The sequence below is a fragment of the Rhizobium oryzihabitans genome, from assembly GCF_010669145.1.
GTDB lineage: Bacteria > Pseudomonadota > Alphaproteobacteria > Rhizobiales > Rhizobiaceae > Agrobacterium > Agrobacterium oryzihabitans.
On the sequence record NZ_CP048635.1, the window covers coordinates 1,584,142 to 1,608,454 of the forward strand.

Genomic DNA, 24,313 nt, shown 5'->3' on the forward strand with positions numbered 1-24,313 from the left:
AATTTCTTCAGTGGCTGTTGATGCGGCGCAGCGCCTGCAGGCGCAGCGTGAGGATGAAAAGCGGCACGCCGATCAGTGTCAGCGCAAGGCCGATTGGCATCGGCGTATCGGCCACCAGCCCACGCGAGAGTGTATCGGCAGTCACGACCAGAATGCCGCCGGTGAGCCCCGACAGGAAAAGCCGGGCGCGGCCGACGGCGGGCGACACGAAGGTGGCGAGATGTGGGGCAATGACTCCGAGAAAGGTCAAGGGGCCGACAGCAGTGACGGAAGCGGAACTGAGGATAACGGCGAAAACGATGACGAGCGGGCGCGAATGTTTGACGGTTTCACCGAGCGCCATGGCCATCTCGTTGCCGAGGTCGAAAACCGCAAGCGCCCGACCGATGAGAAAAATGCCGGCAAGGCTGGCCGCGAAGAGGGGCGCGAATACGAGGATGATCGGCCAGTTCGCCTGAAACAGCGAACCCGCCATCCAGTCGGCAAGCGAAAGCGAGGTTTCCGTCGGCGTGTAGAGCAGAAGCACTGAGGAGACGGAGGAGAGGGCGGATTCGATTGCGATGCCCATCAGCAGGATGGCGAGACCGCTCGAACGTTCGCGCCCGACAAGCGCGATGAGCAGGAAGGCCACGGCCAGACCGCCGCCGACGGCTGCAAGCGCCACCATGGTCTTGGGTGCCGCTGGCACCAGCACAAGAAGCAGCATGATGGTGGTCATCGATCCCTGGCTCAGACCAAACAGGCCGGGATCGGCGAGCGGATTGCGGGCGACCGATTGCAGCATGGCGCCGGCCAGCGCAACGCTCCAGCCGGCCATGAAACCAAGCAGGATGCGTGGCAGCCGCACCGTCCACAGCGCATAGGCCTGATCCTCGCCCAGATGCCCGCCGGCAAGGCCGCGCAGGAGGTCGATGAGACCCGTCTGCGTATTGCCTAGGCTGACGGAAATGGCGACCAGCGCCAGCGCCAGCAGGATCAGCGCAAGGCCGGCCTTCAGGTTGCCGATGCCGATCTGCAGACCGCTCGGCAACCGCAGGACCGCTTTGCCGTCGGTGGCGAATTGCCGCTTCATGACAGCCCCCTTGCCGAAGGCGAGAGGTAAAAGCGCTTGACGATAACGATGAAGACGAGCCCGCCGAGCAGGTCCATGAACAGTCCGGTATTGACCACATAGGGCCTGAAAAGGGTCTGCGCGCCAAGATCTGCCAGCACGCAGAGACTTGCGCCGACAAGGGCGGAAGCGGGTAAAGCGAGCGTGAAATTCACCCCAACCAGCGGCCGGACCATATGCGGAACGATGAGGCCGACGAAGCCGATCGGGCCGCAGATCGCCACGGCTGACCCGGAGGCCAGCATGGTGGCGAACAGTGCGATGCGGGAAACGCGTGTGACGTTGACGCCGGCGGAGGCGGCTTTTTCCGCACCCAGCAGAACGAGCGTCAGCGGACGGGCGACTGACCAGAGCATTACCAGCGCAATGGCGCCAATCCACCAGAAATCGCTGAGGCGTCCAGCATAAACGTGGTTGATGTTGCCGCCAACCCAGCTCAGGAATTCGGCGCGGCGTGTGGGGTTTGACAAAAGGAGGGCGTTGGTGATGCCGATCAGCAGCATGGAGACAAGCGCACCGGAAAGGATGAGCGACAGGCCGCGCGGATCGTTTGCCCGCCCTGCCAGCCGGGCGACGAGAAAGCAGGCGCCAAAGCCGAAACCGGCGCCTGCCAACGCCGCAAGCCCCTGCACCTCTGGAGAGAGATCGAACACCAGCGTGCCGGCAACCACAAACAGTGCTGCACCGGCATTCAAGCCCAGGGTGGAGGGCGAGGCGAGAGGATTGCGGGCAAGTCCCTGCAGCACGCAGCCGCTGACGGCCGTGGTGGCGCCGACATAGATCGCAATCAGGGAGCGCGGGATCTGCTGATAGAGGAGGACCGACTGTTCATAGGTTTCGGCCTCCCCACGCAGGAGCGTTGTCGCGATTTCGGCAAGTGGCAGGTCGCCAGCCATCAGCAAGAGGTTGATGACGAGGATAACGGCCAGCAGCAGCACGGCGGCAAAGATCAGCGTTATTTTCGATATCATGCCGGGATGGCCTGTTCCTGCCGCTCCAGCCGGGGTACGCAAATGAGCCGCCCCTGCCGGGAGAATATGTCGGCCTCGAGATCGAAGACATCAGCAACATTGGCTGATGTGACCGTATTCGCCACCGGCCCGGAGGCGAGAACCCGCCCGGCTTTCAGCATGATGAGGTCATCGGCGAAGGTGGAGGCGAGATTGAGATCGTGCAACACGACGATGACCGTCTTGCCGTGCCTGTCCGTCAGTTCGCGCACGAGGTTGAGAACGGCATATTGATATTTCATGTCGAGATGGTTGACCGGTTCGTCCATCAGGATCACCTCCGTGTCCTGCGCCAGCACCATGGCGATGAAGGCGCGCTGGCGCTGGCCGCCGGAGAGCGTGTTGACCTGCGCCTTGGCCTTGTCTTCCAGCCCGACGGTCTTCAGCGCCTCGGCAAACAGCGCCCGGTCGCGCTCGGATGGGCCGCCGCCAAGCCCGTAACGCGCATAACCCGCAAGCTCGATCAATTCGCCAAGCGTCATATAGTCAGGGCAATGGCATTCCTGCGGCAGATAGGCGATGCGGCGGGCGAGTTCCCGGCGTCCGATCTCGCCGATCAGGCGGTCATCAAGGCTTATCTTGCCGGATGAAAAAGGCACAAACCCCATGATGGTCTTCAACAGCGTCGACTTGCCACAACCGTTGGGGCCGACCAGCGCGGTGACGCGGCCGGATTGAAAGCGGGCAGACAGGCCCTGCAATACGGGGACGTGTCCGTAACTCGCATGAAGGTCCGTGGCATCAAGCACCGGATTACAACTCCTGTTATTCATAGGGCCGTGCGTCGAGACGACGCACGGATTATCTAAGTTTTTGAATTCACACATCGAACTTGCGGAAATCGGGTTTCATACCGGCAAGCGCGACAGGGTGGTCTTGAAGCAACACTAAACTATAGTAAAATTCTCCACAAATCGAAATTTGCCGATTCACATCGGGGATTTCGGAAGGATTTTTTCATTCGAGGTGTTTCATGTCAGTCGCGCGCAAGCTCCACATCGGCATGTCGCTGGCGCCAACCTGGCTCAGCGGCGAGGCATGGCGGCGTCAAGACAGCGGTATAGACGGGGTGTTCTCCAGCGATTATTTCGTCGATCTTGCAAAGCGTGCCGAGGCTGCGCATGTGGACTTCGTGTTCCGGCCCGATACGCTGTTTCTGCGCACCGAGGGGCTGGAGAGCGGTGGTGGATTTGCGAGCATGGACCCGACCATGCTTCTGGCGGCCATCGCACGGGAGACCAGCCATGTCGGCCTGTTATCCACCGTTTCGACGACATTTCTGCCGCCCTATGTGGTTGCTCGCCAGCTCCAGTCCCTGAACTGGCTGAGCAGCGGCCGGGCGGGCTGGAACATCGTCACGGCGCTGGACGGTCACGAAAATTTCGGCCTGACGGAAATGCCGTCGCCGCAGGAGCGTTATGAGCGGGCCGCCGAGTTCACGCAGGTGGTGCAGCAGCTCTGGGCGAGCTTTCCCAACGAGGCGCTGAAGCTCGACAAAGAGAGCGGACGTTTTGCCGATTCATCGCTGGTGCAGCCGGTCGCCCATGCGGGCAGGCACTTCAGCGTCAAAGGCCCGCTCAACCTGCCGGCCCATGCCAGCCGCATTCCGCTGGTGCAGGCGGGTGCTTCTCCCGAGGGGCGCGATTTTGCGGCGTCGGTGGCGGATGCGGTCTTTGCCTCGACGCCGGATATGCAGGCGGCAATCGAGTTGCGGGCGGATTTGCGACAAAGAGCGGAGCGGCATGGTCGCTCACCGGATGTGGTGAAGCTGATGCCGGGTCTCAGCCTTTATCTGGCGGACACGAAAAACGAGGCGCAGGAACTCTTTGCCGAGACCCATGCACGCGCCAATCGCGCCCGAATCTTCGCCTCCATTCATAATTTGACGGGCCTTGATCTCTCCGACTGGCCGCTCACGCGGATTGTCACCGCTTCGGATTTGCCGCCACCGCCCGAGACACCCAGAAGCCGCACCCATGCCAGCCTGCTGCTGCGGCTGATCGAGCGGGAAACGCTGAGCGTTGCGGAGTTGTTGCGGCGTCCGGAAGTGATGGGATCTGGCCACTGGCAGATCATCGGCACGGTTGACGATGCCTTCGAGAATATCCGCGAATGGGCAAAAGCCGGTGCTATCGACGGCTTTGTCGCGGTGCCCGGCGGTTCGGTCTCTTCGATGCGGCTGGTGCTGGAGCGGCTGCTTCCGAGGCTTGGTGATGCCGGGCTTTTCCGCACGGCCTATTCCGGCCGCACCTTCGCGGAACATCTGGCCGGGTAGGTTTACGATCCGCCGGATTCTGCCGTTGCCTTTCTGGCGGCTTCGAGAAGCTGCGGAAAATGCCCCTCGGTCTCGGCGGTGGCCAGAAATGATACGGTGGTGACGATGCAACAGATTTCGCCCTGGGCGTCGTAAACCGGGGCGGCCTTGCCGGTCAGGGCGGAAAACAGGTGTTCGTTGAGTTCCGCGCCGCCCGTTTCGCGAATGGCGTGCAGGACTTTGGCGTCCGGGCGGGAGCCGCGAAAGGCGGCGGGCTGCAACTTGCGCACCGCCGCTATCCTGTCAGCCGGCAGATAAGCCTGGAAAACCAGCCCGCAGGCGCTGTTATCCAGTGGTAGAACATCACCCAGCGCCACCGTGCTGATGGAGAAGCTGGCGCTCCTGTGCCACTGCACAACGGTCGGGCCGCGATCCGTCCAGATCGCCACGCCGCAACTGGCGCCGATCTGCGAGGCCAGCGCTTTCATCTGGCGACCGGCGGTCTCGACCGGATTGATTCGCCTGAGCGCACTGATGCCTATCGCGAGTGCGGTCGGGCCGAGATCGTAGCTGCCGGTTGCGGGATCCTGCGCCACCAGCCCTTCGCGCACCAGGCTTTGCAGGTAACGATGGGCAGTGGAGCGGCCGGTGCCGGCGCGTTTGGCGAGTTCGCCGAGTGCAAGCGCCCTGTCCGATTTTGCCAGAAGATCGAGAAAACGCGCAGCAATCGACACCGACTGAATGAGTGCAGAGCGCTTCTCTCCCTCGTTTTCCGGCAGATTGCCCAGCTCGTCATCCATGGCGCTCAAGCCCGTTCCCCCTTTTCGCGTGACCATGCCTAGCGCATCGGAGCGGAAATCGGAATCGATTTCTGAGCCGTTTCAACGTCTTCCCCTTGCGGTGCGGAAGGAGGCGACAAAGGAAACTCGATAAACTTTGTTGTAAATATGGCACATGCCGTTGCGGAACCCTGTGTGTCCGCAATACAGAACGCATTCTCTATTGCGAAACGGATAACGCTTCCGTTACTTGAATATGACTTTAATACTCATGTTTATTTAGGGGTGTGTGATGGGGTTTCGTTCTAGCGGCCGTTTGATGAGCGGGGTCAGCGTGTTGACGCTGGCGGCTTTGTTTGTGACGCCGGTTTTCGGTCAGGATCAGCAGGCTGAGGCCTCGGGAACGACCGTTCTCAAGCCGATTGTGGTGACCGGTGAAAAAGTCGCACGCGACATGAAGAACACGGCGTCATCCGTCTCGGTCATTTCCAGTGAAAAAATCAAAAAGGAAAAGACCGGCGACCCGACCGTATCGGAAGCGATCAAGGATATTCCGAACATCGTTTATACTGACAATGTCAGCGCCCCCATCATTCGCGGACAGGATACGCAGGGACCGAACACGGGTTCGATCGCCTTCTTCACCGGCACGGTGCCGCGTGCCACGATCAATGTCGACGGCCACTATCTCGGCTACAATGAATTCATCTATGGCGCCTCCTCCATCTGGGATGTCGACAGCATCGAGGTCTTCCGCGGTCCGCAGACGACCTCGCAGGGCGCCAATGCCATTGCCGGTGCGATCCTCGTCAATACAAAGGACCCGACCTTTACGCCTGAGGCATCCTATCAGGCTGAAATCGGCAACTATCACCAGAAGCGGGGTTCATTCGCGCTTTCCGGTCCTCTGATCGAAGATGAGCTGGCGGCGCGTATGGCCATCGACTACTCCGGCCGCGACACCTTCATCGATTACATCAGCTCGGCTTTTGCCCATGACGGCACGGACCAGAACTTCAAGGAGTTCAATGGGCGCTTCAAGCTTCTGTGGGAACCGGCTGAAATTCCCGGCCTTTCGACCAAGCTGACCTATTCCTACAACGCCTCGAACCGGCCAAGCCAGGAGGCTGCGTCGCGCCCCTTCGAGGATCTCAACCACATTACCACGACGATGCCGAGCTTCAGCCAGTATACCAATACCGGGATTCTGGACGTCAATTATGATTTCGAAAACGGCGTGAAACTGTTCAACCAGACGCAGTTTTCCTCTTCCATCGCCAAGCGCCGGGTTGGCATTGCCAATAACGGCGATGCGGATGTCGATCTCAAGAACACCTCCCACGAAACGCGCGTGACCTTCGGCGATCAGGAAGATGTGCTGAGCGGCGTTGCGGGTATTTATTACGCCCACTCACAGGCTGACGAAGTCCTTTATCTGCGCGGGACGTCCAAATTTGACGATACCAAAGACAATCTCGGTCTTTTCAGCGAGTTGAGCTATCGCCTGACCGACCAATGGACCCTGACCGGCGGCCTGCGCTACCAGCAGGACCAGATTCAGCGCAGCGGCTATCGCACATTGAGCGCGACCTCCAGAAGCTCAGTGAATTATGACGAAACCTTCTCGGAAATCCTGCCAAAGGCCTCGCTTGCCTATGCCATCAATGACGACTGGACGGTCGGTGGCCTGATCAGCCGCGGTTACAATCCCGGCGGTGTCGCATTCGACCTGACGACCAGCAAATGGCGGACCTTCGACAAGGAAACCATCTGGAACTACGAGCTGTTCACGCGTGCCAACCTGCTGGACGATACGCTGACGGTGAACGGCAACCTGTTCTACATGGACATGAACAATGCCCAGTTTAACGTGCCGGTCGTTGTTTCCACGGGCATCAGCGAATCCTACACCGTCAATGCCGAGGAAGCCCATGCCTACGGTCTGGAAATCGGCGTGGATTATCAGGTTCTCGACAATCTGACACTGAAGGCCAGCGCAGGTCTGCTGAAGACGAAAATCGACGAGATTTCCAGCAACGCCGCCTATGTCGGCAAGGAATTCGCCAAATCGCCGGGTTACAGCTTCACCATCGGCGCGAGCTGGGATGTGACGGACAAGTTCACCGTCTCGGGCCAGGTCCGTCATCTCGACGGTTATTATTCCGACACGGATAACAAGGCCGTTTATGCGATCGACCCCTATACGATCGCGGATGTGCGGGCGAGCTACAAGTTCCAGGAGGAGCTTGAGTTCTACGCCTACGTCAAGAACGTCTTCGACGAGCGCGCACCGACGCTCATGAAGGAAAACCGCGGCATTGGCGGCATCGAGGCCAGCATGACCGAACCGCGCATGTTCGGCATCGGCGTGCGCGGCACGTTCTGAGCCGTCACCTGAACTCGAAAAGAAAAAGGCCTTCGAAGCGATCTTCGGAGGTCTTTCTGTTTCAGGGGGATTACTCCCGATGATACGATTTGAGCTTAGCTCAGAGGGCAGGTTCACATTTGCCGGGGCGTCATGCACTCTCCCTCCGTCATTCCGGCCTTGAGCCGGAATCCAGCCAGCCCAAGTCCTTGGGCTGAAAGGAGTCTTCCCGCCGTGCAGACGCACGTCGGCTGGATTCCGGCTCAAGGCCGGAATGACGGTGGGGGAATCTTCGCGGGTGTACTATGCCGGTGCTGATCCCGCCTCCAGTCCACAAGCCTCAGAAAAACGCCTGAATGCCCGTCTGCGCCCGGCCGAGGATCAGCGCGTGGACGTCGTGCGTGCCCTCATAGGTATTGACCGTTTCGAGGTTCTGGGCGTGGCGCATGACGTGGTATTCGATCTGGATACCGTTGCCGCCATGCATGTCGCGGGCCTGGCGGGCGATGTCCAGCGCCTTGCCGCAATTGTTGCGCTTGATGATGGAGATCATTTCCGGCGCCATTCTGTGTTCGTCCATCAGACGGCCGACGCGCAGCGATGCCTGGAGGCCGAGGGCGATTTCGGTCTGCATGTCGGCGAGCTTCTTCTGGTAAAGCTGCATGCCGGCCAGCGGCTTGCCGAACTGCTTGCGGTCGAGACCATATTGCAGGGCGCGGAACCAGCAATCTTCCGCCGCACCGATGACCCCCCAGGAAATGCCGTAACGGGCGCGGTTGAGGCAGCCGAACGGGCCTTTCAGGCCGGAGACATTGGGCAGCAGTGCGTCTTCGCCCACTTCCACACCGTCCAGAACGATCTCGCCCGTAATGGAGGCGCGCAGCGAAAGCTTGCCGCCGATCTTGGGGCCGAAAGTCCCTTCATGCCCTTTTCCAGCACGAAGCCCTTGATCTGGTTGTCATGGGCTTCCGATTTCGCCCAGACGACGAAGACATCGGCGATCGGCGCATTGGAAATCCACATTTTCGAACCGCGCAGGCGATAGCCGCCAGCGATCTTTTCAGCGCGGGTCTTCATGCCGCCCGGATCGGAACCGGCATCCGGCTCGGTCAGGCCGAAACAGCCGATCAGTTCCCCCGAGACGAGGCCGGGCAGATATTTCTTCTTCTGCTCGTCGGAGCCATAGGCGAAGATCGGATGGATGACGAGCGATGACTGCACGCTCATCATCGAGCGGTAACCGCTGTCGATCCGTTCCACTTCGCGGGCGACGAGACCATAGGCCACGTAACTTGCATTGGCTGCGCCGTATTCTTCCGGCAGGGTGACGCCGAGAAGGCCGGTTCGGCCCATCAGGCGAAACAGTTCCGGCTCGGTGGTCTCGGAAAGATAGGCCTCGGAGACACGCGGCAATAGTTCCGATTTGCCGAAGGCGGCGGCGGCGTCGCGGATCATCCGCTCGTCGTCGGTCAGTTGGTCTTCGAGCAGAAAAGGGTCCTGCCAATTGAATGCTGCGTGTTCGCTCACGTGATGCCTCCGGATTTGCTGGCCGGATTATTGGTATTCGAGCCAGCCGGCACAAGCCATGTTTACTCATTTTTGCATTACATATAGTAATGGCTCATGACGTCTCTCAGCCGCAAACTTCTGCCCTCCACCAGTGCGCTCGCCGCCTTCGATTCCGTGGCCCGGCTCGGCAGCTTTTCCGCAGCCGCCGATGAGCTTGCCCTGACGCAGGGGCGATCAGCCGGCAGGTTATGTCACTGGAAGAACAGCTTGGCGTGCGCCTGTTCGAGCGCGGCGCACGCGGGGTGGCGCTGACGACCGAGGGCAGCGCCTATGCGAAATCGATTGCCGCAGCCCTTGGCGAGATACGCTCCGCGTCCCTCCAAATCATGACCAAAACGCATGGCAATACGCTGAACCTTGCCATGCTGCCGACATTCGGCACCCGCTGGCTTCTGCCGCGTATCCCGGATTTCGTGGCGAACCATCCCGAAATCACCATCAATTTCGCCACCCGTATCGGGCAATTCGATTTTGAGCGCGAGCAGCTGGATATGGCGATCCATATCGGTCAGGCGGACTGGCCGGGGCGGAAAGCACCTTTCTGATGCATGAAATGGTCGCCCCGGTGTGCAGTCCCGAGTTCCTGAAGGCGCATCCGATCGAAAAGGGCGAACATATTGCGGCGCTTCCGCTTCTGCACATGGCTTCGCGGCCGGGCGCATGGAGCCACTGGTTTGAAAGCCTCGGCCTGTCGCTTGCCCTGCCCCAGGGCATGCGTTTCGAGCAGTTTTCCAGCGTGGCGCAGGCCTGCATCGCCGGACTGGGCGTGGCGCTGATGCCGCTTTTCCTGATCGATAATGAGCTGAAATCGCGGCAGCTGGTGAAAGCCTTCGATCATCAGGCCAAAAGCCCCAGCTCCTATTATGCCGTGGCGCCGCTTTCGCGCGCCAACCACGTTCCGGTCGTGCTGTTTCGCGACTGGCTGGTGCGGCAGGTGGAGGCCTATCGTGCGGCCAGCAATCCACAGCTCTAAAAAATAATAGCACTTTTTTCGGGCGTTTAGACTTTATGCCTCGGTTTTCGCCCGGTTTTGCCCCGGTCCGGACTCGACAGGGCGGTTTTGCTCGACTATCGTGATTAAACGTTTAATCAGCCCTTTCGGACCATTATGGCGTCTTCACGGCCTGCCACCAATCTGAGCGCGATAGCAGCGGCACTCGGCGTGTCGGTTGCAACCGTGTCCAATGCGCTGTCGGGCAAGGGTCGGGTTTCGCCGGAGCTGGTGGAGCGCATCCGCAAGACCGCAACCGAGCTTGGTTATGTGCCGAGTTCGGCGGGCAGGGCGCTTCGCACCGGCAAAAGTGGCGTTCTGGGGCTGGTTCTGCCCGATATTGCCAATCCTCTTTTCCCGCAGATCGCACAGGCCATCGAAAAGGCGGCCGTCAATGCCGGTTACGGTGTGCTGATCGCCGACTCGCGCGGTGAGATCGCCATGCAGACGGACGCGATCAACCGGCTGATCGAGCGCGGCGTGGATGGCATGGTCATCGTGCCCGCCGCGGCACGCGCATCGCCGATGTCGATTGTCCGGTGGCCGTGATCGACAGTCCATCGACGCCCGGCAACACGGTTGCCGCCGACCATTGGGATGGTGGCCGGCAGGTCGGCGAATATCTGGCGGGGCTTGGCCACGACAGGGTGGTGCTGGTGGGCAAGAACCGCGATTCCAACGTGCAGAACGACCGCCTTGGCGGCATTCGCGATGGGCTCGGCAAGGCCTGCACCACGCAGACGCTATGGATAGATGCCATTGAAAAGGCTGATGGCGCGGGTTGCCGTCTTGGCCTTGCCGACCGGGTTGCGGATGGTTTTACCGCCTTTGCCTGCGTATCGGACCTGCATGCGCTGCGCGCGCTTACCGAATTGCAGCGCGAGGGTATCGAGGTGCCGGAAGAGGCCAGTGTAACAGGCTTCGACGATCTGATTTTTTCGGCCGTCGTGACGCCGCCGCTGACGACGATGCGCATGGATATGGGCCGCATCGCCGATCTGGCGGTCGAGGCGCTGCTGCGCGCAATCGATGGCGAGGCCGGTTTAGAAAACGGCATTGCCGCCGAGGTGAAGGCCGAAATATCGAACATACCGATGGCGCTGATCATGCGCGGCTCCACCGGCAGAAAAAAGCATGATGCGATTGAAGCCAAAAACACGACAGCAGGAGAACTCACACCATGAAAAAAATCATTCTTGCATCGGGCACCGCCCTGATGCTGACGATGGGTGCCGCGCAGGCGCAGGACAAGACGCTGACGATCTCTGTCTATGCCTTCGCGCAGGACGAATTCAAGGAACTGGTCTATACGCCGTTCGAAAAGCAATGCGGCTGCAAGCTGGTCGTCGAGACCGGCAACAGTGTCGAGCGTCTGGCCAAGATGGAGGCCAACAAGGCCAATCCGGTGGTCGATCTCGCCATCGTTTCCATGGCGGATGCGCTTTCCGCCACCCGCAAGGACCTGATCCAGAAGATCGACGCTTCCAAGGTCCCGAATATCGACAAGCTCTATGATATCGCCAAGGACCCGAATGGCGACGGCATGAGCGTCGGCGTCAATTTTTACGCCACCTCCATCGTCTATCGCACCGACAAGATGAAGGTCGATAGCTGGGCCGATCTCCTCAAGGACGGTATCGTCGACCACGTCGCCTTCCCGAATGTCACCACCAACCAGGGCCCGCCGGCGCTTTACATGCTCGGCAAGGCCATCGGCAAGGATACGCCTGATCTTTCCGGCGCGATCGAGGCCGTGGGCGAAAAGAAGGACGATATCGTCACTTTCTACGTCAAGTCCTCGCAGCTGGTGCAGTTGATGCAGCAGGAAGAAATCTGGGCTGCCCCGATCGGCCGCTTCTCCTGGGCGCCTTTCACCAAGCTTGACCTGCCGCTTGCCTGGGCAACGCCCAAGGAAGGCCAGACCGGCGGCATGAACGTGCTCGTGGTGCCGAAGGGCACGAAGAACGAAGATCTGGCGCTGCAGTTCATGGATTTCTGGCTCTCGACCGACGTTCAGAAGGCGCTGGCCGAAAAGCTGGTGGACAGCCCGACCAACAGGGAAGTCAAGGTTTCCGACGAGGTGGCGAACAACATCACCTATGGCGACGAAACCGCAAAAAGCCTGCAGCTCATCCCTTCCGACGTGACGCTGGATAACCGCGACAAGTGGCTGTCCGAGTGGAACTCCAAGGTCGGGCAATAAGCCGGGACAGTTTCAGTCAGGAACGGGGTGATTTTCAGCGTCCGCAAGGGCTCGCCCCGTTTCAGGAAAAGCGGTTTGGTCGTCCCCTGACCGCTTTTCCAACCTTTTCAGACCGCAAGCCGGCACGCCGGCTTCAACCGTAACCGGCCGCGTGGCCGTTCAGGGAATAAACCCATGTTTCAGAACCGGGCCGAAGCGCTGGCGCTTGCCTTGCCCGCCGCTATTTTTGCGGCGGCGGTCTTTCTTGTGCCGGTCTTCATGCTTCTGTCGGAGGGCTTCCACAGCGCCGAAGGCTGGACATTGTCCGCTTACGCCGATTTCTTTTCCGATCCGCTGAACCAGACGGTTTTCCTGCGCACCCTGAAGCTTGGCGCGCTTGTCACCATCGTCTCGGCGGTGGTGGGTTATGCGGCGGCTTTCGCCATCGTCAATCTTTCGCCGGGGCAAAAGGCCATGTGGTCAATCTGGTCGTGCTGCCGCTGATGATTTCGCCGGTTGCCCGCACCTACGCCTGGATCGTCATTCTGGGCAGAACCGGTATCGTCAACCAGGCGCTGCAGGCGGTCGGGCTGAGTGACGCGCCTATACGCATCCTGTTTTCCGAAACGGCCGTCTTCATCGGTCTCCTGCAATTGTTTCTGCCGTTGATGATCATCTCCCTCATCAGTGCGCTGGAGAATATGCCGAAGGACACCATCGCCGCCGCGCGCGTTCTCGGCGCAAACTGGTTGCAGGTGTTCTGGAAGGTCATCCTGCCGCTCACCAAGGAAGGGCTGGTCGTCGGCGGCACGCTGGTCTTTACCGGTTCGCTCACGGCCTATATCACGCCCGCCATTCTCGGCGGCTCCAAGGTGCTGATGCTGGAAACCCTGCTTTACCAGCAGGTGACGGTTTCCAACAATTTCGTCGCCGCCAGCGTCATCGCCTTCATCCTGATCGTCATGAGCTTTGCCGCCAATATCCTGCTGAAGCGCATCGCCACCGCGAGGAACAAGAAATGACCCGGCAGCTCTTCATTCCGCTCACGCTCCTTCTTGTCGTCGGTTTCCTCATCGGGCCGTTCCTCATCATCGTCGCGGCCTCGTTTTCGGCCGGCGATACGCTTGCCTTCCCGCCGCAGGGCTTTTCGCTGAAATGGATCGCCAAGGTCTTTACGGTTGAGAGCTTCCGGGAAAGCTTTGCAATGTCGATGTTCCTCGCCATTGGCGGCACCTTTGCAGCGCTCATCCTCGGCATTCCCGCCTCCTACGCCATGTCGCGTTACAAGCTGCCTTTTGCAGAGACGGTGCGCACCATCGTTTCCGCGCCGATCATCGTGCCCGGCATCATCGTGGGTCTCGCGCTGCTGCGTTATTTCGTCGTGCCCTTCGGCATCGGCATCACGCTTGCTTTGTTTCTCGCCCACACCGCGCTCATCCTGCCCTATGCGGTGCGGGTGGTATCGGCCAGCCTCAACAATCTGCGCTCGGACATCGAGGAGGCGGCGGTGCTGCTCGGCTCGTCGCGGCTCGGTGCGTTTTTCCGCGTGGTGCTGCCCAATATTCGCGGCGGTATTCTCTCCGCCTTCATTCTCGGTTTCGTGACGAGTTTCAACCAGGTGCCGGTATCGCTGTTCCTGTCGGGGCCCGGCGTGCGCACGCTGCCCATCGACATGCTGGGTTACATGGAAATCGTCTTCGATCCTTCCGTGGCCGCACTCTCCTCGCTGCTCGCCTTCCTTTCCATCGGCATCGTTTTCATGGCCGAACGTTTTCTGGGGTTCTCCCGTTATGTCTGACGCAAATTATCTTTCGCTCCAAAAAGTCTCGCTCGCCTATGGCAACAGCATTGCCGTCAAGGATCTCGATCTCGATATCCGCAAGGGCGAACTTCTCGCGCTGCTGGGGCCTTCCGGCTGCGGCAAGACCACGACGATGCGCGCCATTGCCGGGCTGATGCCGGTAGCGGGCGGGCGCATCGATCTCGATGGGGCCGATATCACCCGCGTTGCCGCCAACAAGCGCGCCGTGGGTCTGGTGTTCCAGTCCTACGCGCTCTTCCCGCACCTGACGGTCTATGAAAACGTCGCCTTCGGCCTGAAGCTCAAGGGCATGAACGGCAAGGCGCTGGACGACAAGGTCGCCTCCGGTCTGAAGTCCGTGGGGTTGTCGAACTTCGCATCGCGCAAGCCGGCAGAGCTTTCCGGCGGCCAGCAGCAGCGCGTGGCGCTGGCGCGCTCCATGGTTATGGAGCCGAAGGTGCTGCTGCTCGACGAGCCGCTCTCCAATCTCGATGCGCGCCTCCGGCTCGAAATGCGCACAGAATTGCAGCGCGTGCAGAAGGAAACCGGCGTGACGATGATCTTTGTCACCCATGACCAGATCGAGGCCCTGGCGCTGGCCGACCGCATCGTCGTCATGAAGGGCGGCAAGATCGAGCAGATCGGCACGCCGGAAGACATCTACAATGCGCCGGTTTCGTCCTTCGTGGCTGACTTCGTCGGCTTCGAAAATATCTTCGCGCTGGAAGGCGGCGCGCTGAAAACCGCAAACGGCACAACACCGCTCACCGGACCAGTCCCTTCAGCATCTGGACTGGCCTGGCGGCCGCGCATGGTCACCCTCGGTTCAGGTCCTTTCCAGGGAACCGTGCGCGGCACATCCTTTGCCGGAAATACGCGTGAATATCTGCTCGATACGCCGCTTGGCGCCATAAAGGCGGAAACCGATGCTGCGCTCACCGCCCATACGATCGGTGATACGCTCGCCTTCGACCTGCCGGTCGAAAAAGCGGCAAGCCTGAAGGTGTTTGGCTGATCATGGGTGTGTGGATCGATACCGATATGGGCTTTGACGATATCGCCGCCATCATGGTGGTGCAATCGGCAGGCCTTGCCGTTGACGGCATTTCGCTGGTCTTCGGCAATGCGACGCTTCAGGCGGTCTGCCGCAATGCGGCGGGTGCCGTTGCCGCCTTCGGCTGGTCGATGCCGATCCATCAGGGCCGCGCCATGCCGGTGCTCGGCGCACTCGAAACCGCCCAGTCTATCCTCGGCGATAACGGCATTCCGACTGTCGGTCAAAGCCTGCCGGATGCGGCGGCTCTGCCGAAAAGCGATGCCTTCGCCGCTCTCTGCGACTGGCTGGCGGACGGAGCCGGTGAGAAGCGCATCCTCGCGCTCGGCCCGCTCACCAATATCGCCGCCCTTTGCCTTGCCCGGCCTGATCTTGCGGCCAGAATTTCTGACCTCACCTGGATGGGCGGCGGTGTGACGAGCGGCAACCACACGGCATCTGCCGAATTCAACGCCTTTGCCGATCCGGAAGCGCTAGCCATCGTGCTATCCCATGGCCTGCCGCTGCGCATGGTCGATCTGGACGCCTGCCGCAAGGTTACCGCCTCGTCGGCCGATGTGCTGCCGATCCGCAATGCCGGCGGAAAAAACGCCGGTCTGATTGCCGATCTGCTGGAAGGTTTCATCGGCATCGCAACAAGGCGCGGCAGACCCGCCATGGCGCTTTATGATCCCGTCGCCGCAGTCGCCTTCACCTCCGAGTTCCTTGGCTGGCGCCATGCGCGGATTGATGTCGAACTTCACGCCTCGCTGACGCGCGGACGAACGGTGGTTGAGGCACGGGCCGAGAAGGTGACGGGTTTCAACGCGCATTTCGCCGAAACCGTGAATGCCGAGGCTGCAAAGGCTGCGGTTCTCGAGGCGCTGCGCCGGGAGGCTGCCCTATGAGTGCGCAAATCCCGATGCGCGAGCCAACCGATCTCAACGACGATGCACTGCGCACCCGCGCGGTTGCCGCTGCGCGCGGCGATGCGCCTTTTGATGTCCTCATTGCTGGCGGAACGCTGGTGGATGTGGTGACGGGAGAGCTTCGCGCCGCCGATATCGGCATTGTCGGCCCGCTGATCGCCAGCATTCACGAACCGGCAAGCCGCAGCGATGCTGCACAGATTATCGATGCGACCAGTGCCTATGTCTCGCCGGGCCTGATCGACACACATATGCATATCGAAAGCTCGATGGTTACACCGGCCGCCTATGCGGCGGCAGTGGTCGCCCGTGGCGTCACCACCATCGTCTGGGACCCGCATGAATTCGGCAATGTGCATGGTGTCGAAGGCGTGCGCTGGGCGGCGAAAGCAATAGAAAACCTGCCACTCCGCGCCATTCTGCTTGCGCCGTCCTCAGTACCGTCAGCACCGGGGCTGGAATGCAGCGGTGCGGATTTCGACGCTGCCATTCTCACCGATATCCTGTCTTGGCCGCAGATTGGTGGTGTTGCGGAAATCATGAACATGCGCGGCGTCATCGAGCGCGATCCGCGCATGAGCGGCATCGTGCAGGCCGGTCTCATCTCGGAAAAGCTGCTCTGTGGCCATGCGCGCGGCCTGAAGGATGCCGATCTCAACGCCTTCATGGCGGCGGGCGTTTCTTCCGATCACGAGCTGGTCTCGGCTGAAGACCTGATGGCAAAGCTTCGGGCGGGGCTGACCATCGAACTGCGTGGCTCGCACGATCATCTGCTGCCGGAATTCGTGGAAGCGCTGAATGCGCTCGGCCATCTGCCGCAGACGGTGACGCTCTGCACCGACGATGTTTTCCCGGACGATCTGTTGCGGGGTGGCGGGCTGGATGATGTGGTGCGCCGCCTCGTCGGTTACGGGCTGAGGCCTGAATGGGCGCTGCGCGCCGCCACTCTCAATGCCGCGCAACGGCTCGGCCGTTCCGATCTCGGCCTCATTGCCGCCGGTCGCCGTGCCGATATTGTCATCTTCGAGGATTTGAGCGGCTTTTCGGCCCGTCATGTCTTGGCCGGTGGCAAAGCAGTCGCGGAAGGCGGGCGTATGCGCGTCGAGGTTCCGGCCTGCGATGCGACAACGCTCGAAGGCTCGATGAAGCTGCCGCAGCGCAAGGCCGATGATTTCCGGGTTGCCTCCGAAGGCTCGAAGGTCCGCCTCGCCACCATCGACCGCCCGCGTTTCACGCAATGGGGTGAGGTGGAGGCCGAGGTGAAGGATGGTTTCGTCGTTCCGCCAGAGGGTGCCACGATGATTTCCGTCACCCATCGCCACGGCAAGGCCGAGCCTGTCACAAAAACCGGTTTCCTCACCGGCTGGGGAAGCTGGAACGGCGCCTTCGCCACCACCGTCTCGCATGACAGCCACAACCTCACCGTCTTCGGCGGCAATGCCGAGGACATGGCGCTGGCCGCCAATGCGGTGATAACGGCAGGCGGCGGCATGGCTGTCGCCTCTGAGGGCAAGGTGACGGCACTTCTACCGCTGCCGCTCTCCGGCCTTGTTTCCGATGCGCCGCTTGAAGACGTCGCAAGGGCTTTCGAAGCGTTGCGCGCCGCTGTCGGCGATGTCGTCGAATGGCAGCCGCCCTATCTGGTCTTCAAGGCCTGCTTCGGCGCCACGCTCGCCTGCAACATCGGCCCGCACCAGACGGATATGGGTATTGCCGATGTGTTGACGGGAAGGGTGATGGAGAGCCCGGTGATTGCGACGGTGGGGTAGGCCGGGGCCAAGCGTTGCCAAAAAGCCGGTATATTGCTAAATCCAACCCCCGTTTACCCGTCGCTTTATAGGAATGTTGAACATGGGTGCCTCGAAGTCAGCAGATAAGTAAGCCGCAACGACGATATTTCGTTGTTGCGGCGTTCTGTCGAGCAATCTCTGTTCCAACGGGCAGACGCCGCCAAATGTCCTCATTTGAGCGGATCAATTCTCATGTCTATTCAAACTCCCGTTTGGGGGAGATCGCTGTTTGCAGCAATGCTGCTCATGGCTCCCTTTGATATTCTCGCCTCGCTGGCCATGGATATTTACCTGCCGGTCGTCCCCATCATGCCGGAAACTCTCGGCACTACGCCCGTCGTTATCCAATTGACGCTCACCGTTTATATGTTGATGCTCGGCCTTGGCCAAATCGTGTTTGGCCCCATCTCGGACCGCATTGGTCGCCGGCCCGTTTTGCTCGGCGGCGCCGTGCTATTCGTCGTGGCCTCGTTCTGCCTTGCAGCCGTGACGACTGCGAGTGCCTTCATCGTGTTCCGGTTCCTGCAGGCGGCGGGTGCGGCGGCGGCATTGGTTGCCACTTTCGCCACCGTTCGCGACGTCTATGCGGACCGCCCGGAAGCAACGACGATGTACGGAACGTTCAGCTCCATTCTCGCATTCGTCCCGGCCCTCGGCCCGATTGTCGGGGCGGTCATCGCCGAAGGATACGGCTGGCGTGCCATCTTCGTCACTCTCGGGCGGCCGCTCTCATCGCCACGGTTGCCGCGTTGATGAACTGGAGTGAAACCCGGCCGGTGACGGCAGGGATGTCGCGCCCATCGCCCTTGCGCATGTTGGGCAGTAGCCGCTTCTGGACCTATACGCTTGGGTTCAGCGCTGCCATGGGGACGTTTTTCGTATTCTTCTCCACAGCTCCGCGCGTCATGATCGGCAGGGCAGGTCTGTCCGAGGTGGAGTTCAGCCTGGCTTTTGCAACGGTGGCGATCGCCATGATCGTTACCACCCGTTTTGCGAAGTTCTTCGTCGCCAGATGGGGTGTGCAGGGCAGTCTCGTCAGGGGCATGGCCCTGTTGCTGGTGGGGGCCTTTCTGTTTGCGGCAGGTGAAATCGGGGCGGTCCCGTCATTCCTGACATTCATCGTGCCGATGTGGGTCATGGCGGTCGGTATCGTTTTTACGGTCTCGGTCACCGCCAATGGTGCGCTGGAGGAGTTCGGGCATATGGCGGGCACGGCCGTCGCCTTCTACTTCTGCATTCAAAGTCTGTGTGTGGGAATAGTGGGCACCCTGGCGGTCGTCGTCCTGCCGGGTGATGCGGCATGGCCGGTGGTCGCCTATTCATCGATCATGGCCTGCATCGTTCTGATCGCGCTGTATTGGCTGAACCGCCGGGACATCTGAGAGAGAAAGCCGGGCAGCACCATTGGTGTTGCCTGGCTTTTCAGCTTTGGGAATGCGCAATGCGGTTTGCCGCCTTATTCTGCCGCCAGTTCCTGCTCCACCAGCGTTGCCCAGAAGGCGACGCCGGGAACGATTGCCGCGTCGTTGAAGTCATAGGAGGTGTTGTGGTGCAGCGCGCCATCCACCGCCGGGCCGTTGCCGAGCCAGACGTAGCAGCCGGGGGCTTCGCCCGCGAAAAAGGCGAAGTCGTCGCCTGCGGTCGAGGGCGGGAAGGCGGTGCGGGCCTTGCTGCCGAAGACGGTCTTGGCGGCCCGGAGCGCCCGTTTCGTCGCATCGGCATCGTTGATGACGGGTGGAATGCGGCGAATGAATTCATAGTTTGCCTCGATGCCGAACATCGCGGCCGTACCCCTGGCGAGCCTGCCGATTTCCGTTTCAAGCTGGCTGCGCACATCCGGCGCATAGGCGCGCGCCGTGCCGCCGATCTCGACGAGATCGGGGATGACATTGAGCGCCTTGGGGTCACCCGCCTGCACCGAGCAGGCGCTGACCACGGCAGGTTGTAGTGGATCGACGACGCGGCCGACGATGCTTTGCAGCGAAGAGAGGAAGGTGCCCGCCGCCGTTACCGGATCGCGGCCGAGATGCGGCTTGGCGCCGTGGGTGCCGATGCCCCTGAAGGTGACGCGCCAGCTATCGGACGAGGCGAGCTGCGGGCCTTCCACCACGGCCATCTCGTCAATGCCAAGCCCCGGCATATTGTGCAGGCCATAGACCGCATCGCAGGGAAACAGCGTAAAAAGCCCGTCCTCCACCATTTTTTTTGCGCCGCCGCGGCCTTCCTCGGCCGGCTGGAAGATGAAATGCACGGTGCCGGAAAAATCGCGGGTTCTGGCGAGATAACGCGCGGCCCCCAGCAGCATGGCGGTGTGGCCGTCATGGCCGCAGGCATGCATCTTGCCGGGGAATTTCGATTTATACGGCCGATCCGGAACTTCCGGCATGGCGAGTGCATCCATGTCGGCGCGAAGACCGATGCTGCGCGTGCCGTTGCCAACCTGCAGCGTGCCGACCACGCCGGTGCCGCCAAGACCGCGATGGACCTTCAGTCCCGCCCTTTCCAGAAGGTCGGCGACGATGGCGCTCGTTCTCTCCTCTTCAAAGCCCAGTTCCGGGTGGGCGTGGAGGTCGTGACGAAGCTCCGTCAGGAATGGCAGGTCCTCGCCGATGCGGTCCAGCAGTCTCATAGCTTGTCCTTGAATATGGGAAAAACCCACGCCATAGGTGAGCTTGTCCGAATGCCTGTTGCTTTGTTTTGTTCTAGCTGAAAAAGCCAATGAAAAGAACCCGCCGCATGCTTGCGGTTGTTGAAATGCCTGATGTGAAGAACCGGGCTGGCGTGGCCGAACAATGCGAGTGTCTTTCGCCACCCCGCTCCTGAAAGGAAAAGAACGATGCCGCAATCCGCATCGCCTGCCGCCCTATCCCCTGCTGCTCCGCATGAGTTCTGGCAGGATATCCGCGCGCCCCGCACATTTGAAACGGCAGGTCCGCATTCCGCCTTCTTTCCGGCGGAACTGGATGATGGACGTCAGATCTGCCTGCCGATCCGGCCTCTGGCGGATGGCGAGCATGCGTTGGCCTCGCTCATCGTCAATCAGGCTTCCTTTGAGGTGCTGGAAGCGCTGGCCGCCGATCTTGCTCAGAAGCTTCTCCCCCTCAAGCCAGAGGTGGTGATCGGCCTGCCGACGCTCGGGCTGACGCTCGCCGCCGCCGTCGCCCGCCATCTCGGCCATTCGCGTTACGTGCCGCTCGGGACGTCGCGCAAATTCTGGTATCTGGAGGAACTGTCGGTGCCCATGTCCTCCATCACCACCAAACAGGAAAAGCGGCTTTATATCGATCCGCGCATGTTGCCGCTTATCGAGGGCAGGCGGGTGGCGCTGGTGGATGATGTCATATCGAGCGGCAGTTCCATCATTTCAGGTCTTTCGCTTCTCGCCTCGTCCGGCATCCGGCCGGTGGTGATCGGTGCAGCCATGCTGCAATCGGACCGCTGGGAGCAAAAAATCGCTGCTTTCGGGCCGGAATGGCCGGAGCGGGTGAGGGGTGTTTTCGCCACGCCGCTGCTGACAAAGGCGGAAGGCGGCTGGCGGGCTTGACGTTGCGCAATTCCCGGCAAAAGGCAAGTGGTGATAATTTCATCGTTGCCTAATTTGCGTCTTGCGGAGCCGCGAGAGATCGTCCTAAGATCGTCTCTGACAGATTATAGCGGCCGGCAAAAAATGCGCCGGTTTGCTTTTGCGCGGTGTCATTCCGGCGTCTGCCCGCCCCCTTTGTTTTTGCCGCTTACTGGAATTTCTTCAAATGCATGCAGTGTTCGACGGTCATAATGATGTGCTGCTTCGGTTGTGGCGCAACAGCAAGGCCGGCGCCGATCCGGTTGCGGAATTCAGGAATGGCACACGCGAAGGCCATATCGATGGTCCGCGTGCACGGGCAGGCGGTCTTGGCGGCGGCATCTGCGCCATCTACATCCCCTCCGGCGATCTCATCCTGCAGGAGCCGGACGCGCAGGGTCACTATAATACACCGCTCGCGGCGCCGCTCGAACGCCAGCCTTCGCTTGATATCGCCATGGAAAAAGCTGCGATCGCGCTCAGACTCGATCGCGCCGGGGCTTGGCGGCTATGCCGCTCGACAGCCGATATCCGCAAGGCCTTTGCCGAGGATATCTTCGCGGCCGTGCTGCACATGGAAGGCTGCGAGGCGATCGGAGCCGATCTCGATGCGCTCGAGGTTTTTTACGCTGCCGGTCTGCGCTCGCTTGGTCCGGTCTGGAGCCGGCACAATATTTTCGGCCACGGGGTTCCCTTCTCCTATCCGATGTCGCCCGATACCGCGCCCGGCCTCACCGATGCCGGTTTTGCGCTGGTGAAGGAATGCAACCGGCTCGGTATTCTCATCGATCTTGCGCATATCACCGAAAAGGGCTTCTGGGATGTGGCGAAGACCACGAACCAGCCTTTGATCGCCAGCCATTCCAACGCGCATGCGCTCACCCCCGTCGCCCGCAATCTCACCGACCGGCAGATGGATGCCATCAAAGAGAGCGGCGGACTGGTCGGCCTCAACTATGCCGTGACCATGCTGCGGGCGGATGCGCGCGACATTGCCGACACCCCGCTTTCCGACATGGTGCGCCACATCGACTACATGGTGGAGCGCATGGGCATCGACTGCGTGGCGCTCGGATCCGATTTCGACGGTGCGACGGTACCCGTTGGCGTTGCTGACGCGAGCGGCAATCACAATCTGGTTGCGGCGCTGAAATCGGCGGGCTACGGTGACGGAGAACTGGCTAAAATATGCCGGGAAAACTGGCTGCGCGTCTTATCCCAGGCCTGGCATGAGGCCGCCTGAGAGCACATAAAAGCGAACGAAATCAATCTTATAACAAAAGGGGAGATCCTATGATCAAATCGCTCAACAAATCCATGCGTATTCTCAGCACCAGCGCCGCTTTGTCGCTGATGATGCTGTCTGCGCCGCATGCTTTCGCTGCCACACCGGCCGATACGCTGGTCGAAGGTTTCGCCATCGATGACATCATCACGCTCGATCCGGGCGAGGCATTCGAGCTGTCCGCAGCTGAAGTCACCGGCAACACCTACAGCAAGCTGGTTTCCATCGATCTCAACGACACCTCCAAGGTGATCGGCGATCTCGCCGAAAGCTGGACGACCTCCGAAGACGGCCTGACCTATACCTTCAAGCTGAAATCTGGCCTGAAATTCGCCTCCGGCAATCCGATCACGGCTGACGATGTGGCATTCTCGTTTGAACGCGCCGTCAAGCTCGACAAGTCGCCGGCATTCCTGCTGACGCAGTTCGGCCTCAAGGGCGACAACGTCAATGAAAAGGCGAAGGCTGCGGATGCGAACACCTTCGTACTGACCGTCGACAAGCCCTATGCGCCGAGCTTCGTGCTGAACGTGCTCACCGCAACTGTCGCTTCGGTGGTCGACAAGAAGCTCATCACCGAAAAGGCGAAGTCCGTTACCCCGAGCGCCGATTACAAATATGACACCGATTTCGGCAATGAATTCCTGAAGACCGGTTATGCCGGTTCCGGCCCTTACAAGATCCTTGGCTGGAAGGCCAATGAAGCGGTCATCCTCGAGGCCAATCCGAATTATTACGGTGAAAAGCCGAAGCTGAAGCGCGTTGTCTATCGCCACATGAAGGAAAGCTCCGGCCAGCGCCTGGCGCTTGAAAACGGCGATATCGATGTGGCCCGCAACCTCGAGCCGGGCGACATGGAAGCCGTTTCCAAGAAGGAAGGCCTTGCCGTCACCTCTGCGCCGAAGGGCACCGTCTATTATTTCAGCCTCAACCAGAAGAACGAGAACCTGAAGAAGCCCGAGGTCATCGAGGCGTTCAAATATCTCGTCGATTACGACGCGATCGGTGAGACGATCATCAAGGGCATCGGCGAAGTCCACCAGACGTTCCTGCCGAAGGGCCAGCTCGGCGCGCTCAACGAGAACCCCTACAAGCTCGACGTCGCCAAGGCGAAGGAACTTCTGGCCAAGGCCGGCCTGAAGGACGGCTTCACCGTGTCCATGGATGTGCGCAATACGCAGCCGGTAACCGGTATTGCCGAAAGCGTGCAGCAGACGCTGGCGCAGGCCGGCATCAAGCTGGAAATCATTCCGGGCGATGGCAAGCAGACGCTGACCAAGTACCGCGCCCGCACCCATGATATCTACATTGGCCAGTGGGGCTCGGACTATTTCGATCCGAACTCGAATGCCGAAACCTTCACCATCAACTACGACAATTCCGATGAGGGCAAGAACAAGACGCTCGCATGGCGCAATGCCTGGGACGTTCCTGATCTGACCAAGGAAACCCAGTCGGCGCTGCTGGAGAAGGACAGCGCCAAGCGCGCCGCCATTTATGAAAACCTGCAGAAGGAAGTTCTGGCGAAGGGTCCCTTCGTCATCATCTTCCAGCAGACGGAAGTGGCCGGTTATTCCGCCAAGCTCAAGGGCCTGAAGCTCGGACCGAGCTTCGACACCAATTACGTCTATACGATCTCCAAGGAATGATCC

The 24,313-nt window shown here is 60.6% G+C and carries 15 protein-coding genes and 5 pseudogenes; 14 read left to right on the forward strand and 6 right to left on the reverse strand.

The window, feature by feature from the left end; translation table 11 throughout:
• Positions 1 to 7 precede the first annotated feature (7 nt).
• The 3 genes from G3A56_RS23905 to G3A56_RS23915 are packed head-to-tail and all read right to left on the reverse strand — an operon-like array spanning position 8 to position 2,894.
• Positions 8 to 1,072 (reverse strand): FecCD family ABC transporter permease, encoded by a 1,065-nt coding sequence (locus tag G3A56_RS23905; protein ID WP_082184930.1) that lies wholly within the window; start codon positions 1,070 to 1,072, stop codon positions 8 to 10.
• Positions 1,069 to 2,082, reverse strand: coding sequence for a FecCD family ABC transporter permease (locus G3A56_RS23910; RefSeq protein ID WP_082184929.1), 1,014 nt, complete (start codon positions 2,080 to 2,082; stop codon positions 1,069 to 1,071). The genes G3A56_RS23905 and G3A56_RS23910 overlap by 4 nt, the downstream gene beginning before the upstream one ends.
• Complete coding sequence (locus G3A56_RS23915; RefSeq protein WP_082184928.1) at positions 2,079 to 2,894, reverse strand: ABC transporter ATP-binding protein; 816 nt, start codon at positions 2,892 to 2,894, stop codon at positions 2,079 to 2,081. The genes G3A56_RS23910 and G3A56_RS23915 overlap by 4 nt, the downstream gene beginning before the upstream one ends.
• A 200-nt stretch (positions 2,895 to 3,094) precedes the next feature.
• Here G3A56_RS23915 and G3A56_RS23920 point away from each other — a divergent pair, with 200 nt between their 5' ends.
• Positions 3,095 to 4,396, forward strand: a complete 1,302-nt coding sequence (locus G3A56_RS23920) for an NtaA/DmoA family FMN-dependent monooxygenase (protein WP_082184927.1) — start codon at positions 3,095 to 3,097, stop codon at positions 4,394 to 4,396.
• Positions 4,397 to 4,398: 2 nt separating this feature from the next.
• Here G3A56_RS23920 and G3A56_RS23925 read toward each other — a convergent pair whose 3' ends face one another.
• Entirely contained in the window at positions 4,399 to 5,175 is a 777-nt protein-coding gene (locus tag G3A56_RS23925) for an IclR family transcriptional regulator (RefSeq protein ID WP_082184926.1), read from the reverse strand.
• Positions 5,176 to 5,446: 271 nt separating this feature from the next.
• Here G3A56_RS23925 and G3A56_RS23930 point away from each other — a divergent pair, with 271 nt between their 5' ends.
• On the forward strand, positions 5,447 to 7,540 hold the full coding sequence (locus G3A56_RS23930; protein ID WP_167373918.1) for a TonB-dependent receptor: 2,094 nt from the start codon (positions 5,447 to 5,449) through the stop codon (positions 7,538 to 7,540).
• Between the two features lie 319 nt (positions 7,541 to 7,859).
• Here G3A56_RS23930 and G3A56_RS23935 read toward each other — a convergent pair.
• Positions 7,860 to 8,974: pseudogene (locus tag G3A56_RS23935) on the reverse strand (acyl-CoA dehydrogenase).
• 168 nt (positions 8,975 to 9,142) lie between these two features.
• Between G3A56_RS23935 and G3A56_RS23940 the strand changes: the two are divergent.
• The 9 genes and pseudogenes from G3A56_RS23940 to cml all read left to right on the forward strand — a co-directional run bounded on the left by G3A56_RS23940 (position 9,143) and on the right by cml (position 19,196).
• Positions 9,143 to 10,061 (forward strand): annotated as a pseudogene (locus tag G3A56_RS23940) (LysR family transcriptional regulator).
• A gap of 135 nt (positions 10,062 to 10,196) precedes the next feature.
• Positions 10,197 to 11,263: pseudogene (locus tag G3A56_RS23945) on the forward strand (LacI family DNA-binding transcriptional regulator).
• Entirely contained in the window at positions 11,260 to 12,282 is a 1,023-nt protein-coding gene (locus G3A56_RS23950; protein ID WP_035227020.1) for an ABC transporter substrate-binding protein, read from the forward strand. The pseudogene G3A56_RS23945 and the gene G3A56_RS23950 overlap by 4 nt, the downstream one beginning before the upstream one ends.
• A gap of 174 nt (positions 12,283 to 12,456) precedes the next feature.
• Positions 12,457 to 13,283 (forward strand): annotated as a pseudogene (locus tag G3A56_RS23955) (ABC transporter permease).
• A complete protein-coding gene (locus G3A56_RS23960) occupies positions 13,280 to 14,059 on the forward strand; it encodes an ABC transporter permease (protein WP_003499009.1) in 780 nt (259 codons plus the stop codon). Before G3A56_RS23955 ends, G3A56_RS23960 begins: the two are co-directional and overlap by 4 nt.
• Entirely contained in the window at positions 14,052 to 15,077 is a 1,026-nt protein-coding gene (locus tag G3A56_RS23965) for an ABC transporter ATP-binding protein (protein ID WP_082184922.1), read from the forward strand. Before G3A56_RS23960 ends, G3A56_RS23965 begins: the two co-directional genes overlap by 8 nt.
• A gap of 2 nt (positions 15,078 to 15,079) precedes the next feature.
• Entirely contained in the window at positions 15,080 to 16,003 is a 924-nt protein-coding gene (locus G3A56_RS23970; protein WP_082184921.1) for a nucleoside hydrolase, read from the forward strand.
• Positions 16,000 to 17,793: an adenine deaminase gene (locus G3A56_RS23975; RefSeq protein ID WP_082184920.1), complete on the forward strand. Its 1,794-nt coding sequence runs from the start codon at positions 16,000 to 16,002 to the stop codon at positions 17,791 to 17,793. The genes G3A56_RS23970 and G3A56_RS23975 overlap by 4 nt, the downstream gene beginning before the upstream one ends.
• 213 nt (positions 17,794 to 18,006) lie before the next feature.
• Positions 18,007 to 19,196, forward strand: a pseudogene (cml, locus tag G3A56_RS23980) (CmlA/FloR family chloramphenicol efflux MFS transporter).
• A 74-nt stretch (positions 19,197 to 19,270) separates the two neighbouring features.
• Here cml and G3A56_RS23985 read toward each other — a convergent pair.
• A complete protein-coding gene (locus tag G3A56_RS23985; protein ID WP_082184918.1) occupies positions 19,271 to 20,443 on the reverse strand; it encodes a M20 aminoacylase family protein in 1,173 nt (390 codons plus the stop codon).
• A 207-nt stretch (positions 20,444 to 20,650) separates the two neighbouring features.
• On the opposite strand from G3A56_RS23985, the gene G3A56_RS23990 reads away from it, so the two are divergent.
• The 3 genes from G3A56_RS23990 (at position 20,651) to G3A56_RS24000 (ending at position 24,310) form a co-directional block, all read left to right on the forward strand.
• Positions 20,651 to 21,358, forward strand: coding sequence for a phosphoribosyltransferase (locus G3A56_RS23990; RefSeq protein WP_082184917.1), 708 nt, complete (start codon positions 20,651 to 20,653; stop codon positions 21,356 to 21,358).
• Between the two features lie 205 nt (positions 21,359 to 21,563).
• Positions 21,564 to 22,619 (forward strand): dipeptidase, encoded by a 1,056-nt coding sequence (locus G3A56_RS23995; RefSeq protein WP_082184916.1) that lies wholly within the window; start codon positions 21,564 to 21,566, stop codon positions 22,617 to 22,619.
• A gap of 50 nt (positions 22,620 to 22,669) precedes the next feature.
• Positions 22,670 to 24,310, forward strand: a complete 1,641-nt coding sequence (locus tag G3A56_RS24000) for an ABC transporter substrate-binding protein (RefSeq protein ID WP_082184915.1) — start codon at positions 22,670 to 22,672, stop codon at positions 24,308 to 24,310.
• Positions 24,311 to 24,313 lie beyond the last annotated feature (3 nt).